Source organism: Stenotrophomonas sp. 2201_Sma, assembly GCF_056486685.1.
In genome coordinates this window covers 3,968,909-3,984,554 of record NZ_CM151329.1, presented here as the reverse complement: position 1 = coordinate 3,984,554, position 15,646 = coordinate 3,968,909, and the positions used below count along the sequence as shown (strand labels likewise).

Annotated in this window: 13 protein-coding genes; 6 read left to right on the top strand and 7 right to left on the bottom strand. The window is 68.2% G+C overall.

The window, feature by feature from the left end; genetic code table 11:
• Positions 1–6 precede the first annotated feature (6 nt).
• The 6 genes from ACZLIF_RS18325 to ACZLIF_RS18300 all read right to left on the bottom strand — a co-directional run bounded on the left by ACZLIF_RS18325 (position 7) and on the right by ACZLIF_RS18300 (position 7,297).
• Entirely contained in the window at positions 7–2,493 is a 2,487-nt protein-coding gene (locus ACZLIF_RS18325; protein ID WP_128987732.1) for a DNA topoisomerase I, read from the bottom strand.
• Positions 2,494–2,684: 191 nt separating this feature from the next.
• Positions 2,685–3,617 carry an RDD family protein gene (locus ACZLIF_RS18320; protein WP_053517104.1) on the bottom strand — a complete coding sequence of 311 codons (933 nt, stop codon included), beginning with the start codon at positions 3,615–3,617 and terminating at the stop codon, positions 2,685–2,687.
• Between the two features lie 48 nt (positions 3,618–3,665).
• Positions 3,666–4,403, bottom strand: coding sequence for a pilin (locus ACZLIF_RS18315; RefSeq protein ID WP_053517106.1), 738 nt, complete (start codon positions 4,401–4,403; stop codon positions 3,666–3,668).
• 39 nt (positions 4,404–4,442) lie between these two features.
• Complete coding sequence (locus ACZLIF_RS18310; RefSeq protein ID WP_053517108.1) at positions 4,443–4,916, bottom strand: DUF494 family protein; 474 nt, start codon at positions 4,914–4,916, stop codon at positions 4,443–4,445.
• Between the two features lie 43 nt (positions 4,917–4,959).
• Positions 4,960–6,087 carry a DNA-processing protein DprA gene (dprA, locus tag ACZLIF_RS18305; RefSeq protein WP_128987733.1) on the bottom strand — a complete coding sequence of 376 codons (1,128 nt, stop codon included), beginning with the start codon at positions 6,085–6,087 and terminating at the stop codon, positions 4,960–4,962.
• Between the two features lie 79 nt (positions 6,088–6,166).
• On the bottom strand, positions 6,167–7,297 hold the full coding sequence (locus ACZLIF_RS18300; protein ID WP_128987734.1) for a LysM peptidoglycan-binding domain-containing protein: 1,131 nt from the start codon (positions 7,295–7,297) through the stop codon (positions 6,167–6,169).
• A gap of 126 nt (positions 7,298–7,423) precedes the next feature.
• On the opposite strand from ACZLIF_RS18300, the gene def reads away from it, so the two are divergent.
• The 5 genes from def (at position 7,424) to ACZLIF_RS18275 (ending at position 13,460) form a co-directional block, all read left to right on the top strand.
• Positions 7,424–7,936, top strand: a complete 513-nt coding sequence (def, locus tag ACZLIF_RS18295; RefSeq protein WP_053517114.1) for a peptide deformylase — start codon at positions 7,424–7,426, stop codon at positions 7,934–7,936.
• A gap of 121 nt (positions 7,937–8,057) precedes the next feature.
• Positions 8,058–8,981, top strand: a complete 924-nt coding sequence (fmt, locus tag ACZLIF_RS18290; RefSeq protein WP_053517116.1) for a methionyl-tRNA formyltransferase — start codon at positions 8,058–8,060, stop codon at positions 8,979–8,981.
• A gap of 3 nt (positions 8,982–8,984) precedes the next feature.
• The gene (rsmB, locus tag ACZLIF_RS18285; RefSeq protein ID WP_128987735.1) at positions 8,985–10,316 is read left to right on the top strand and encodes a 16S rRNA (cytosine(967)-C(5))-methyltransferase RsmB; all 1,332 of its coding nucleotides are present in this window, start codon (positions 8,985–8,987) and stop codon (positions 10,314–10,316) included.
• A gap of 22 nt (positions 10,317–10,338) precedes the next feature.
• Positions 10,339–12,051 carry an ArnT family glycosyltransferase gene (locus ACZLIF_RS18280; RefSeq protein WP_128987736.1) on the top strand — a complete coding sequence of 571 codons (1,713 nt, stop codon included), beginning with the start codon at positions 10,339–10,341 and terminating at the stop codon, positions 12,049–12,051.
• 143 nt (positions 12,052–12,194) lie between these two features.
• Positions 12,195–13,460: an O-antigen ligase family protein gene (locus tag ACZLIF_RS18275; protein ID WP_128987755.1), complete on the top strand. Its 1,266-nt coding sequence runs from the start codon at positions 12,195–12,197 to the stop codon at positions 13,458–13,460.
• 270 nt (positions 13,461–13,730) lie between these two features.
• On the opposite strand, the gene ACZLIF_RS18270 is transcribed toward ACZLIF_RS18275, so the two are convergent.
• Positions 13,731–14,537 carry a glycosyltransferase family 2 protein gene (locus tag ACZLIF_RS18270; RefSeq protein ID WP_128987737.1) on the bottom strand — a complete coding sequence of 269 codons (807 nt, stop codon included), beginning with the start codon at positions 14,535–14,537 and terminating at the stop codon, positions 13,731–13,733.
• Here ACZLIF_RS18270 and ACZLIF_RS18265 point away from each other — a divergent pair.
• On the top strand, positions 14,536–15,594 hold the full coding sequence (locus tag ACZLIF_RS18265) for a CDP-glycerol glycerophosphotransferase family protein (protein ID WP_065181628.1): 1,059 nt from the start codon (positions 14,536–14,538) through the stop codon (positions 15,592–15,594). The two genes, ACZLIF_RS18270 and ACZLIF_RS18265, sit on opposite strands and share 2 nt — an antisense overlap.
• Positions 15,595–15,646: the final 52 nt, after the last annotated feature.

Sequence of the window (15,646 nt, the reverse complement as noted above, 5' to 3'; positions counted from 1 at the left end):
CCCGCATCAGGCTTTCTTGACGACCTTCTTTGCCGCTTTCTTCGCCGGTGCCTTCTTGGCGGCGGCCTTCTTTGCCGGCGCCTTTTTCGCGGCCGCCTTCTTGGCCACTGCCTTCTTCGGCGCGGCTTCCTTCTTCACCGCCGCCTTCTTCGCCGGTGCCTTCTTGGCAGCGGCTTTTTTCGCGCCGAAGCCCTTGCGCACCGGCTTGCCGGTTTCTTCCATCAGCTGCTGCACTTCGGCCAGCGTCAGCGAGGCGGGCTCGCGGTCCTTGGGAATCTTGCCGTTCATCCTGCCGTCGCTGATGTACGGGCCGAAGCGGCCATTCAGCACCTGGATGTCGCTGCCTTCGAATTCCTTGATGATCCGGTTGCGCGCGATCTCTTCCTTCTCTTCGATCAGGAAGACGGCGCGGGCCAGGTCGATGGTGTACGGGTCGTCTTCCTTCTTCAGCGAGGCATAGGTGCTGCCACGCTTGGCGAACGGGCCGAAGCGACCAATGCCGACGCTGACCGGTTCGCCCTTGTCCTCACCCAGCGCGCGCGGCATCAGGAACAGCTCCAGCGCGTCTTCCAGGGTGATGGTGTGCATCGACTGGCCCGGGCGTAGCGAAGCGAACTTCGGCTTCTCCTCGGCATCTTCGGCGGTGCTGCCGATGGCGGCGTACGGCCCGAAGCGACCCAGGCGCACGCTGACCGGCTTGCCGGTCTTCGGGTCGGTGCCAAGCTCGCGCGCACCACTGGCTTCGGCACGATCGACCGATTCCTTCTTGTCCTCGACCAGCTCCTTGAACGGCTCCCAGAAGCGTGACATCAGCGGGATCCACTCTTCCTCGCCGCGCGAGACGGCGTCCAGCTCGTCTTCAAGCCTGGCGGTGAAGTCGTAGTCCACGTACTGGGTGAAGTGGCTGGACAGGAACTTGGACACTGCACGACCGACGTCGGACGGACGGAAGCTGCGACCTTCCATCTCCACGTACTTGCGGAACAGCAGGGTCTGGATGATCGAGGCGTAGGTCGAGGGACGACCGATCCCGTACTCTTCCAGCGCTTTGACCAGTGCCGCCTCGGTGAAGCGGGGCGGCGGCTGGGTGAAGTGCTGCTCGGCCAGGATGCGTTCCAGCGGCACGCGGTCGCCGGGCTTCATCGCCGGCAGCTTGCGGCCTTCGTCCTCGTCTTCGGCGCTCTTGCTGTCCTTGCCTTCCTCGTACACGGCCAGGAAGCCGGGCACGACCACGGTGGTGCCACTGGCACGGAAGACGTGTTCGCTGCCGGCCGACAGGTCGACGCTGACGGTGTTGAGCGTGGCCGGAATCATCTGGCACGCTACCGCGCGCTTCCAGATCAGTTCGTACAGCCTGCGCTCGTCGTCGGTCAGGAACCGCGACACCTGCGCCGGCGTGCGCAGCGCCGAGGTCGGTCGCACCGCTTCGTGCGCTTCCTGGGCGTTCTTGGACTTGGTCTGGTAGGTGTTGGGCTGGTCCGGCAGCGAACCGATGCCGTAATCGCGGGCGATCACGTCGCGGATTTCCGCCAGCGCATCCTGAGACAGGTTGACCGAGTCGGTACGCATGTAGGAGATCAGGCCGACCGTGCCTTCATCGCCGATCGCCACGCCTTCGTACAGCTTCTGCGCCACCTGCATGGTCTTGCGGGTGGTGAAGCCGAGCTTGCGCGAGGCTTCCTGCTGCAGGGTGGAGGTGGTGAACGGCGGCGCCGGGCGGCGCTTGCGCTCCTTGCTGGCCACGTCGGTGACGTGCAGCGAGCCCTGCGCCGCCTGCTGGATGCGCAGGCGGGCGGCCTCGGCGGTATCGCCGTCGGTGATGGTGAACTGTTCGAACTTCTGTCCGTCCAGCTTCACCAGCTTGGCATTGAAGTGCTGCGACGGGTGCGCGCATTCGGCAGCGATGGACCAGTATTCGCGCGCGATGAAGGCTTCGATCTCTTCCTCGCGCTCGACGATCATGCGCAGTGCCGGGCTCTGCACGCGGCCGGCGGACAGGCCGCGCTGTACCTTGCGCCACAGCACCGGCGACAGGTTGAAACCGACCAGGTAATCCAGCGCACGGCGTGCCTGCTGGGCGTCCACCAGATCGCTGGCGATGGCCCGCGGCTGGTTGATCGCTTCCTTGATGGCGCGCGGGGTGATCTCGGTGAAGACCACGCGCTGCATCGGCTTGTCCTTGACCAGCCCGCGCTCCTTCAGGATCTCGGCGATGTGCCAGCTGATCGCCTCGCCTTCGCGATCCGGGTCGGTCGCCAGCAGGATGTCATCGGCACCCTTGGCCGCCTTGGCGATCGCATCGACATGCTTCTCGTTCTTGTCGATCACGTCGTAGTGCATGGCGAACCCGTTGTCCGGATCGACCGCGCCTTCCTTCGGGATCAGATCGCGCACGTGCCCATACGAGGCCAGGACGGTGTAGTCCTTGCCGAGGTATTTGTTGATCGTCTTGGCCTTGGCCGGCGATTCGACGATGAGCAGGTGCTTGGGCATGGCAGCAGTGTCTGTGGGGCGAGCCGCAGGGGAGGGGCCGCTAGGGTGGAGCAAACGGCCGCATTAGTGAAGCGGCCACGGGCAAATCCATAAACTGAACGCCCGGTTGGGTGCCGGGCGTTCAGGTTTCCTTATTAGAGGAATCACGCCCGGACGCTCCATGTCAAGCGCCCAGGCGTGAGGATGGCCGGTCAGGAGGCCATCTTGGCGATGAATCCGATGGCCGCCACCATCAGCACCAGGCCGGCCAGGGCCAGCAGGGCGGTGATGACCAGGACGGCGATGGTGACCACGCCCAGCTCGCGGCGTTGCAGCTGCGGCTGGTCGGTGAAGGCCCAGCGGTCCACCACCAGGGTGTCGCACATCATGTCGTGCAGGCCCTGCTTGCGCTCGGTGAACGCGGCCATCAGGTAGCCGATGCACAGGATCAGGCCGCTCAGCACGGCGGCCCAGTAGCGTCCGAAGGCACGTCCCACGGTCAGCCGGTCACCGTTGCTGCGCACGACCTTGATGCCGACGGCCATCTTGCCAAGGGTGGCTCCTCCGCGCGAGGCGTGGAACCAGGTGTAGTACACCATGGAGATCACCAGGTTGAGCAGGCCGCTGACCAGCTGGCCCATGATCTCGATGGCCGACTCGCCGCTGCCGGCGGCCCCCATGCCCGCACCCAGTGCCAGGGCGGAAATGACGCCGATGATCGTGCCGGGGATGAGCAGCACGAAGTAGTCGATCACATAGGCAGCCACGCGCTTCCAGAAGCCTGCGTACACCACTTCGCCGCCCATCACCGGCTGCGCGTGGCCGGCCATGGCCGCGGTGCCCGGCGCGCTGTAGGGCGAACTGCTGAGCGCGCCGGTGCCGGGCAGCGGCGCCGTGCCGTTGTCGATGGCCTGGTAGTCGCTGCGCAGGTCGAAGCCGCCACTGTCAGCGGCCGTGGTGGCGCTGGCCAGGGTCTGCAGGCCGAGCTCGTCGACCACCTGCCGCAGCGCGGCCCATTGCGCCATGCCCTCACGCCAGACCAGCGTATCCAGTGTCAGCTGGCCGCGCTGGAAGCGCTGGCGGATGTCCTCGACCGGCAGCGGTCCCTGGCGTTGCTGTCCTTCGGCGAAATACCACTCAGTCATTGTGTGTCCCTCCTGGGTCGTCCTTGCTTGGGGTGCAGTGCCGATGGCTCAGCCGCGGCACTGCTGCGGCAGATACTTGTCGTTGCTTTCGCCGCTGCATTCCCAGCGGCCGCTGTCGCGGTCGTATTCCAGCCACAGCAGATCGCCATCGATGGTCTTGCCGGGCGCGGCCAGCGTGGCTTCGATACCGCAATGACCGTTGTTGAAGCGGCCGATGTGGACCGCTGACAGGCCTGCGGCGGAGAAGTCCCCCGGCGCCGGGAAACCGGCATCGTTGGCACCCGGGCAGCGTCCTTCCTCGTCGGCGAAATGCTGCACCTGGTCCTTCAGTGGTTGCAGTGCGGTCAGCGACGTGGCGACCTTGGAGCGCAGGGTGTAGTCGTTGTAGGCAGGCAGCGCGATGGCCGCCAGGATCGCCACGATGGGTACCACCACCAGCAGCAGTGCCCCGCCGATGATGGCGGTCAGGGCGCAGCCGGACAGGCCCTTCTTCGGTGGCGGCAACGCGGCCGCGGGCGCACTGTGGGCATAGGGGGTTGCCGCCGGCAGTACCGGAGGCTGCGGGGCAGGGGGCTGCAGCCCGGGGTCGTCGCGGGCGGCATCGACGGCCGGTACGATCAGGCCGAGCTCATCCACCACGCTGCGCAATGGCTGCCATTGCGGCAGGCCATCGCGCCACACCAGGGTGTCCAGGCTGATCTGATTGTTGCGGAACAGCTCGACAAGCTGTTCTGCCGGCAGCGGGCCTTGCTGCCGGTTGCCTTCTGCATGGAACCACTCGCTCACGGGGCACGCTCCTGAATGCGCTATGCCCCAAGTGTACGGTCAGTGCAGGGGTTCTGGCTCGTCCATGAACATCTGCGTTTCCATCCAGGCGTAAGCCGCCTCGGCGCCGGGCTGGTTGAACAGCACCATCAGCACGACCCATTTCAGATCGTCCAGGTCCAGTTCGTCCTGGTCCAACGCCATCGCCCGGTCCAGCACCAGCTCGCGCTGGTCGGCATCGAGGATGCCGTGCTGCTCCAGGTACAGCAGGAAACCGCGGCATTCCACGTCCAGCTTGTCCAGCTCGGGCCCGTGATAGATGCGCACCGGGCCATCGACCCGCGCCTGGGCCACACTCGGACGCTGTGCCGCCAGGGCATCGAGCCAGTCGAATGCCTTGTTGATCTCGGTAGGGCTGAATCCGGCCTGGATCAGGCCGTTCTGGAGCGAATCGCGGTCACGGATCAGGTCCGCATCTTCGCTGAAATAGTGTTCAAACAGGTACAGCAGTACATCCAGGATGCTCTCTTTCATTGCCCCTCGGCCTGCGTCGCGCGACGCTGTGGAGGTGAAGAAACTAGGGAGTTCGACAGTAGCGGCCGTGTACGCAGACCACGATTCCCGCAAGTTCCATGGCCAGCAGCATGGAGGACACCTGCGGCGCCGTCAATCCACAGCGCGTGATCAGTGAATCCATACTGATTGGGTCAAGGTCCAGGACCTGCCACAACCGCTGGTAGTCAGGGTCGCCGACCCAGCGTGCCGGCAGGTCGGCTGGCACTGCCTGTTCAGTGGGGGTGGCCAGCCGCGATTGCAAGGCCGGCAGCTGCTGGCGCAGGGCCGGGGCCAGCAGCTCCAGCACGTCCTCGGGCCGTTCCACCAGGGCGGCTCCCTCGCGGATCAGGCGATGGCAGCCGGCTGCCCGCGGATTGAGCACCGAGCCGGGCACGGCGCATACCTCGCGACCGGCCTCGGCGGCCAGGCGCGCCGTGATCAGGGCACCGGACCGGTGCGCCGCCTCGATCACCACGGTGGCCAGGGCCAGCCCGGCCACCAGCCGGTTGCGCGCCGGAAAGTGGCCGGGACGGGCAGCCGTACCGGGCAGGTACTCGCTGAGCACGGCACCCTCGGCGCCGATCCGGGCCTGCAGCGGCGCATGGTGGTCCGGATAGGCACGGTCGGGACCCGTTCCGATGACGGCAACGGTACTGCCGCCGGCGTCCAGCACGGCCAGATGGGCGGCCGCATCGATGCCGGCTGCCAGCCCGCTGGCGACCGCCAGTCCGGCTTCGGCGAAGCTGCCGGCAAAACGCGCCGCCAGTGCACGACCGGCCGGGGTGGGTGAGCGGCTGCCAACCACCGCCACCGCCGGGCGCCAGGCCAGGCCGGGGTCGCCGGCCACGAACAGCGCCAGCGGCGGGTTGGGGACCTCCGGCAGCAGGGGCGGGAAGGCCGGGTCGGTAACGGCCAGCAGGTGATGGTGGTCGTCCTGCAGCCAGTGCAGGGCGGCTTTCGACCGCTGCGCATCGGGGCGTTCCAGTGCCGCGCACTGCTCCGGGGTGCAGCCATGGGCGCGCCAGCCGGCCACGCCCAGCGCAAGGGCCGCTTCGGCGCTGCCCGCGCCCTGCAGCAGTGCCCGCCGCGGCGCCAGCGCGCCTCCCGCCATCACCAGGCGCACCAGCGCCTCATCTGCCTGCTTGGTCATCCCCCCACTATCGACCGCAGACAACAAAGGCGCCCTAGGGCGCCTTCGCGTGCGGCTGTCAGGGATGTTCCCGGCAACCCTACTTCGCGTCCGGATGCAGCGCGCTGTAGCCCACCCGTACGGGCTTCACACCCTGCATCACCAGCGCATAGCTGACGTTTTCGAAGGTGCGGAACACCATCGCATGCGCGGCGTACTCGTCGGGCAGCGAGACCCGGCCGGCGCCGGTACTGAGCGAATCATCCATGCGCGAGGACCCCGGATACTTCATCCGGTGCGCGACGTGGCGGCCCGGCCGCCACAGCGAGAACACAGTGCCGTTGTCCACGCCCTGCGCGCGGCCCGCCGAAATGGCGATCACATCGCGTGGCCCGCCAACGCTGAACATGTCGGTCACCGCGAGCACGCGCACGTCCACGCCCTCGACGCCCGCTGCCGGCACATGCGGGACGAACTGCAGGTCGTAGGGCTTTGCCTCCACCGGCACCAGCCGGTCGCCGGCGCGGACTTCACGTCCGCCGCTGTTCTTGTCCAGCACCAGGGTGGATGCCTCGACCTTGCCGCCGGCAACCTGGGTGATGGTGCCCGTGCCGACCTGCATCAGCTCGTAGCCCAGCATCTGGTGCGCACGTCGCGTCGGGGCGTTGTAGGCCCGCCACAGGTTGCCGCTGCCGGGGGTGACCTCGCCATTGGCGGTCAGGTCCTCGGTGGGCTTGGGCACGCCATAGCGCACGGTCGGGCGGACCACGGCCCAGCGCTGCCCGACCTGGGCATCGGCCAGGCGCACGTACACGGCTTCGCCACTGCTGGCGCGCAGGCGGTCTTCTTCCAGGCCCGCCACGTAGGGCAGGTGGTCGATGCGGTCGACCACGCTCAGCTGCTTCAGGAACGGCTCGACCTGGGCCAGCGGAATGGCATCGATCGGGGCCTCCTGGCGGGGCCCGGGCTGGGCCGTCACACGGTCCAGGTAGGCCAGGCTCAGCACGTCACCCGGATAGATCAGGTGCGGATTGGCGATCTGCGGGTTGGCCTGCCAGATCTCCGGCCACAGCCAGGGCTTCTGCAGGAAACGCGCGGCGATATCCCACAGCGTGTCCCCTTTTCGGACCACATAGGTATCCGGGTGCCCGCCATTCACTTCCACGGCGGTAGCATAGGCAGCCACGGTCAGCATCGCCGCGGCGACGACCGTACGAAAACGAAGCAACATAGGTGTGAAGCCCTGATTCCCCAACAGGTCCGCGCACTATAGTCCAGAAACCGGGGCGCAAGGCAAGCGTTGCAGCTAGAATCTGCGACGTATGCCGGCGTGCCGGCCCCCTATCCGGAAACTGCCATGGCCCTCCTCCCGATTCTTGAGTTCCCCGATCCGCGCCTGCGTACCAAGGCCGCGTTGATCGACGCCGCCGAAGTGACCACGCCGGCCTTCCAGGAACTGGTCGACAACATGTTCCAGACCATGTACGACGCGCCGGGCATCGGCCTGGCCGCCACCCAGGTGGACGTGCACAAGCGCTTCATGGTCATCGATGTCAGCGAAGAGAAGAACCAGCCGCTGGTGTTCATCAACCCGGAGATCGTCGCCAAGGACGGGGGCCGGGTGTACCAGGAAGGGTGCCTGTCGGTGCCGGGCATCTTCGCCGACGTGACCCGTGCCGACACCATCACCGTGAAGTTCCTCGACCGCAATGGCCAGGAACAGCAGATGGAGGCCGGTGAAGTGCTGGCCACCTGCATCCAGCACGAGATGGATCACCTGGACGGCAAGCTGTTCATCGATTACCTGTCGCCGCTCAAGCGCGAGATGGTCCGCAAGAAGCTGGCCAAGCAGCGCAAGCACGTGGCGTGATCGCCGCTCCGGGCCGCCCGCGGGGGTGGCCCGTGCCCGCGCGCAGCGCGCGGGCTGTACGGCGCCGGCCGACGGCGCCGTTTTCTTTCCTGCACGAATCCATCCTGCAAGTGGGGTAGCCATGAGGATTGTCTTTGCCGGTACGCCGGAATTCGCGGTGTCATCGCTGCGCGCAGCGGCGCGCCACCACGAGGTCGTGGCCGTCTACACCCAGCCTGACCGTCCGTCAGGCCGTGGTCGCGGCCTGGCCCCCTCGCCGGTGAAGCTCGAGGCGGTGGCCCGCGGCATTCCGGTGTACCAGCCCGAATCGCTGAAGGACGAAGCGGCCCAGCAGCAGCTGCGTGACCTGAAGCCGGACCTGATGGTGGTGGTGGCCTACGGCCTGATCCTGCCCAAGGCCGTGCTGGCCATCCCGACCTACGGGTGCTGGAACGTGCACGCTTCGCTGCTGCCGCGCTGGCGCGGTGCGGCGCCGATCCAGCGCGCGATCCAGGCGGGTGACGAGACCACGGGCGTGTGCCTGATGCAGATGGAAGCCGGACTGGATACCGGCCCGGTGCTGCTGCACCAGGCGCTGCCGATCGCGGCCACCGATACCGGTGGCCAGCTGCACGACAAGCTGGCCGAGCTGGGTGCGCAGGTGTTGTCCGATGGCCTGGGACTGCTGCGCGCCGGCATCAAGCCGATCGCGCGGCCGCAGCCGGAGCAGGGCGTGACCTACGCACACAAGCTGGACAAGGCCGAGGCGAAGCTGGACTGGGCGCAGGATGCAGCGGTGCTGGCGCGGACCGTGCGTGCGTTCAACCCGTGGCCTGTCGCCGAAGCAACGCTGGCCGGTGAGCGCGTGCGCATCCATGGCGCCGTGGCGCAGGCGATGGAGCACGGCCAGGCACCGGGAACGGTACTTGCTGCCGGCCGCGAAGGCATCGACATTGCCTGCGGCCAGGGCGCGCTGCGCCTGCGCGTGCTGCAGCGCGAAGGCGGCAAGGCGATCACTGCCGCCGATTACCTCAACGCCCGTCGCGACCTGCGCGTGGGAGCGTAAGCGGTGACGAAACAGAATGACTTCTCCATCGCCAGGGCGGCGCCGGGTGCAGCCACCCGCATGCTGGCCGCACGCGTGCTGGCCCAGGTGTTCACCCGTGGCCGTTCGCTGAAGGCGGAACTGGCGTGGGCCCTGCCGAAGCTGGCCGACAGCCGTGATCGGGCGTTGCTGGAAGCGCTGTGTTTTGCCGTGCTGCGCCGTCGCAGTACCTATGACGCGGCATTGCAGGCGTGGATGCAGAAGCCGCTCTCGGCGCGCGATGCAGACCTGCGCACGCTGCTGATGGTCGGCTTCGCCCAGCTGGACGTGCTGGAACTGCCGGCGCACGCGGCCCTGTCGGCCACCGTCGACGCAGCGCGTGCGCTGGGCCGTGAGCGCCAGGCGGGCCTGGTCAATGCCATCCTGCGCCGCGCCCAGCGTGAGGGATTCCCGGAACAGCCGGCCCGCGATGCATTTCCGGCCTGGCTGGCCGAGGCCATCGAGCGCGACTGGCCGGCGCAGGCCGAGGCGATCTTCAGCGCCAGCCTGCAGCCTGCGCCGCTGTGGCTGCGCGCCAACCGCCAGCACGGTGGCCGCGAGAAAGTCCTGGCCGTGCTGGCCGAGGCCGGTATCGTCGCCGAGCCGAGTCCGCTCAGTGCGGACGCGTTGCGGCTGGCGACGCCGGTCGCTGTCAACCAGCTGCCCGGCTTCGCCGAGGGCGCGCTCTCGGTGCAGGATCTGTCGGCGCAGTGCGCGGCCGATGCGCTGGCGCCGGCCGCCGGGGCGCGGGTACTGGATGCCTGCGCCGCACCGGGCGGCAAGTCGGCGCACCTGCTGGAGCGTGATCCCAGCCTGCGCCTGCTGGCGCTGGACATCGACGCCCGTCGCCTGGCGCGTGCCCGTGACACGTACGCGCGCACGGGTGTCGGTGAGGGCGCACAGACCCTGGCGGCAGACGCCAGCGATCCTGGCGCGTGGTGGGACGGCACGCCGTTCGATGCGATCCTGCTCGATGCGCCCTGTTCGGCCACGGGCGTGATCCGCCGCCAGCCGGATGTGATGTTCCACCGCCGCGCCGAGGACATCGATGCGCTGGTCGGCGTTCAGGCCCGGCTGCTGGAGGCATGCTGGTCGATGCTGCGCCCCGGTGGCGTCCTGCTGTATGCCACGTGCTCGATCCTGCGTGCGGAGAACATCGAGCAGATCCGCGCGTTCCTGAGGTGGCACCCGGATGCGGTGGCGCAGCCGTTGGACGAGGCGTTCGGGCTGGATTGCGAAGGCATTGCACGCCAACGACTGCCCGGTGACAGCGACGCTGACGGATTCTTCTACGCGCGTCTGCTAAAAGCGGTGTGAATCCGCTGCCGTTCAAGTCCTCATGCTGAAAACCCGCGCGTCGCGAGAGACGTGGTTGTTCGTGGTGATGGCCCTGCTGGTGCTGGGGGCTGGACTCGGCCTGCGCGATCCCTGGCCGTCGGATGAGCCGCGCTTCGCGCTCGTCGCCAAGCAGATGGTGGACAGCGGTCACTGGTTGTTCCCGCATCGCGGCCTGGAGCTGTACTCGGACAAGCCGCCGATGCTGATGTGGTGGCAGGCCACGCTCTATCACCTGATCGGCGATTGGCGGCTGGCGTTCCTGCTGCCCTCGCTGATCGCCGCGCTGGGCACGTTGTGGTGCGTGGTCGATCTCGGTGGTCGGCTGTGGACGCGACGCGTCGGCCTGTACGCAGGCTGGGCACTGCTGTTCGCACTGCAGTTCACCTTCCAGGCGAAGAAGGCACAGATCGATCCGCTGGTGGTGCTGTTCATCACCCTGGCCAATTACGGGCTGCTGCGCCACCTGCTGCTGGGCCCGGCATGGCGCTGGTGGTGGCTGGGCTGGTTCTTCGCCGGGATCGGCGTCATCACCAAGGGCGTGGGCGTGATCGCCCTGCTGATGCTCGTTCCGGCCGTGATCGGCTCGGCCCTGCGGTGGAACGGTGTGCGCCTGCATGCGCGCGACCTGCGCTTCTGGCTGGCGCCGCTGGCGTTCCTGCTGGCCGTGGCGCTGTGGCTGCTGCCGATGGTGCTGGCGGCGCTGGCGACCGGGCTGGACGAGTACCGCGCCTACATGGACGACATCCTGTTCCAGCAGACCGCAGGGCGTTATGCCCAGTCCTGGGACCATCACCAGCCGTGGTGGTACTTCCTGGCGATCATGCCGTCGATGTGGATTCCCGCGTTCCTGGCACTGCCGTGGGCGATTCCGGCCTGGCGCCGCCGGCTGCAGCGACGCGACGCGCGCTACCTGCTTCTGCTGGGGTGGTGGTTGCTGATCGTGCTGTTCTTCTCGATTCCCGAGGGCAAGCGCGATGTGTACATTCTCCCTGCGCTGCCGATGTTCTGCCTTGCCCTGGCGCCGCTGCTGCCCGGCCTTCTGCGCCGTCGCGACGTGCAGGCACTGCTGGGGCTGTTCACGCTGGCCCTGGCTCTCGGCACGCTGCTGGCAGGCGCACTGGCATTGCTGGGCGAGCCGGGATTCGAGTCGAGGCTGGAGCACGAACGTGGTCTGGCACCGGGCGTGATGGATGCGTTGGCCTGGGCGGCGCTGGCGATGGGCGCCTGCGGTGTGGCCAGCCTGTTGCTGTCTGGCCGTGGCCGGCGTCATCTGGCCATGGTGTCGACCCTGGCCACGGTGTGGGTGCTGTACAGCCTGGTGGGCTACCCGCTGTTGAACGATTCGGGTTCGGCGCGGGGCCTGATGCGCCATGTGGGGGAGCGCATCGGCCCGCAGGCCGAGTTGGGCCTGGTGGCCTGGAAGGAACAGAACCTGCTGATGGCCGATCGACCGGCGGCCACGTTCGGCTTCAACACCCCCTGGGATGAACAACTGCAGGCGGCGACGCGCTGGCAGCGGCTGGTGCCGGCGCGGCGCTGGCTGCTGGTGCAGGAGGACGCCCTGCTGCCATGCGTGGACCGCGACCGGGCCGAACCGGCGGGCGTGGCCAACCGTCGCCGCTGGTGGCTGGTGCCGGCAGAGGCGGTGATCGCGCCCTGCCAGGCCAGCGATCGCGAGCGCGAACGTGAACGGCGTTTGCAGGAACGGGGATAACGGCCTGTGTCCACGCTTGTCCAGACTGCCCAACAGGCGACAAAGGCAGTAAAACAGCACACTGGGAGCGGCCGTTGTGGCCGCCCCCGTTCTTCCCGCACACCCGCAGCGAAACTTCCGACGTGCCAGCTCCACCGGACAACCTGAACCCCGCGGCCGGCGACCTGCCGGGAGCCCCCGTCGGCGGTCGGCAGCGCGCGGCGCACTGGCTGGCGCAGATCGGTCTGTTCTGCCTCCCGGCGCTGGTGCTTACCGTGCCGATCAACCTGCTTCCGTATGGACTGTTGCTGCTGGCCAGCACGCTGCTGGCGCCGGAACTGCTGTGGCGCGCCCGGCACATGGGCGGGCAGCCGGTGAAGGTGCTGACCTGGCTGATGCTCGCGGTGCTGGCGCTGGGCCTGCTGTCGGTGCTGCTGTTCGAGCAGGGGCTGCGCGATGTCGACAACCGCTCGCGCTTCGTGGTGATCCCCTGGATCGCCCTGTGGGTCTGCGCGTTGCGCCCGGACCTGCGCTGGCTCTGGCGTGGCGCGCTGGCCGGGCTGCTGGTCACCTTCGCGATGTCGCTGTGGCAGGTACTGCAGGGGGCTCCGCGTGCGGAGCTGTTCACCAATGCCATCGTGCTGGCCGACATCGTGATGGTGCTGATGGTACTGCTGGTGTTCTGCCGACCTTCGCGACGCTGGTCGCTGGTGATCGTCGGCATGGCGGCCGGCTGTGGAACCATCGTGTTGACCGGCAGCCGTGGCGTGTTCGCGGCGTTGCTGGCTCTGCTGGTGGTGCTGGCGCTGAGCCTGCGCTGGCGGACCGGCACCGCCCGCCTGTCGGTGCTGGCAGGCATGTTGGCGATTGGCGCCACCCTGCTGCTGTCGGTGCCCGAGCTGCGTCACCAGGTGCGGCTGAGCGAGCTGCACAGCGACATGCAGCGCATGGAGCAGGGCGACAGCGACTCTTCCGCCGGTGCCCGCGTGGAGCGTCTGCAGGTTGCCTGGGATACCTTCCTGGACCACCCGCTGGTCGGTGTCGGAATCGGCCACTTCGATGACGCGATGCAGCGTGTGCCGGTCTGCCGCGAGAACCCGGACGAACAGCGCTGCCACCTTGGCCATGCCCATAACGACGTAGCCGAATGGGCCGCCACCCAGGGCATGCCCGGCCTGCTGCTGCTGCTGGCGGTGTATGGCGTTCCGCTGTGGGTGTTCGTGCGCCTGCATCGGCGCAGCGGGCGCAGTACGTTCCGCGGGCCTGCCGCGGCCGGGATCATGATCGTGACCACGTACGTGCTGTGCGGGCTGACCCAGTCGATGTTCGCGCACCAGATGACGGCCAGCTTCTACGTCACCATCGTCGGCCTGCTGGCCGGGTTGTCGATCCTGGAAGGTGCCCGCCACCGCGTGGCCAACGCGGGTTGACGCCCCGCCGCCGGGCATGGCCCGGCGCTACCCCTGCACCGCCATGCCCGGCGCACGCAGGTGCACGGGAGCGGCAACGCCGGGCCATGCCCGGCGGATGCAGGTGCGCGGGAGCGGTCGCGCCGGGCCATGCCCGGCGGATGCAGGTGCACTGGAGCGGCAACGCCGGGCCATGCCCGGCGAATGCAGGTGCACGGGAGCGGTAGCGCCGGGCCATGCCCGGCGGATGCAGGTGCGCGGGAGCGGTAGCGCCGGGCCATGCCCGGCGGATCAGGGCTGCGGCGGGTCGGCCACCGCCTGACCGTTGCCGAGCATCCACAGCATGATGGTCTTCTGCCGCACGTAGTTGGCACGCACGTAGGCATAGACCAGGCCGTGCCAACCATCGCGGAAACCGCCGCGGAAAACGAATCCCCGCCAGAAGCGCCAGGCCGGTGCCAGCACCAGCTTGCCCAGGGTGGCGCGCTTGCCGCGTGCGAACTCGTGCTCGGCCATCATCCGCGCGTACTTCTCGGTCTTGGCCAGTTGCTGCTGCAGCGAGCGGTAGGGGTAGTGGATGAGGTCGCCGCGCAGGGTGCCGACGCTGCCATCGACGCTGGCGGCCTCGTGGATCTCACGGGTGCCGCGCCAGCCGCCGCGGCGGCGGTCGAACAGGCGCATCACCCGGTCCGGATAGGCGTTGCCGTGGCGCAGGAAGCGGCCGAAATACTCTGAAAGGCGGGCGAAGCGGTAGCCCGCGTGGCCGCTGAATCCCCCCTCGCGGGCCTGTTCGATGGAGGCGCGCAGTTCCGGGCTGATGCGCTCGTCGGCATCCAGGCACACCACCCAGTCATGTGCTGCCTGCTCGACGCAGAACGCCTTCTGGCTGCGGAAGCCATCGAACGGCCGCTGCAGCACGCGGGCACCGGCAGCCTCGGCGATGGCCACGGTGGCGTCGCTGGAATACGAGTCCACCACGATGATCTCGTCGCAGAAGGCCAGCGAGGCCAGGCAGTCGCCGATGCGGCCGGCCTCGTTGAACGCGATAATGCACGCCGAGATGCGAGGCCGTTCGATGGGAGCGGTCGTGGAGGACATGATGGCCGGGTACCTGTTGTTTGCGACGGAGCGCTATGCGCTGCCTATTCTCGCCCCGTTGGCGCAGGCCTTGCACGCGTCCGGGCAGGAGGTGGCTGCCTGGTTCGAAGGTGGCGCCGCCGGCAGCCAGTTGCCGGGCGTGCCCGTGATCGGCCTGAAGCAGGCCCTGGCGATGCGCCCGCGCGCGGTGTACAGCGCGGCCAACTGGGTGCCGACGTTCCTGTCCGGTGCCAAGGTGCAGCTGTTCCATGGCTTCAACGTGGAGAAGCGCGACAGCGCACGTGGCCATTTCCGGGTACGCGGGATGTTCGACCTGTACTGCACCCAGGGCCCGGCCACCACCGCGCCGTTCCGCGACATCGCCGCCCTGCAGGGTCACTTCGCGGTGGCCGAGACCGGCTGGCCGAAGCTGGACCCGCTGTTCCGCGACGATGGTGGCGAAAGCGCCGCGCTGCGCGCAGCGGCGGGCGGTCGTCCGGTGATCCTGTTCGGCTCGACCTTCACCGAGCGGCTCAGCGCCGCCCCGCACCTGCATGCGCAGATCGCCGCCGACATCGCGGCCGGGGAGCGCTACTGGCTGCTGACCCTGCACCCGAAGTGCCCGCCGGAGCTGTTCGAGCGTTACCGTGCGCTGGCCGGCGCCAATGCCCGCTTCATCGAACCGGAGCAGGTCATGGCCGCACAGCGCGCCGCTGATGTGCTGGTGTCCGATACGTCTTCGATCGTTTCGGAGTTCATCGTCCAGCACAAGCCGGTGGTGACCTTCCGCAACCGCGTCCCGAAACCGCACATGATCGATTTCGACGTGCCGGCGCAGCTGCCCGTCATGCTGCAGCGCGCGCTGCACCCGGATGCCGCCCTGCAGGCGGAGATCGTGCGCTATGCCGACGCGATCCATCCGTACCGTGACGGCCGCTCCAGTGAGCGGGTGATTGCCGCAACCGAGGATTTCCTGTCCGGCGAGATGGGCGCGCTGCGCCGCAAACCCTTCGGCAGCTGGATGCGTGACCTGCAGATCCGCAGGGATCTGGGCTACTGGGGGCCATCACAGCGGTGATCGGGGGATGTAGAGCCGAGCCCACGCTCGGCTGTGGCAAGCCGAGCATGGG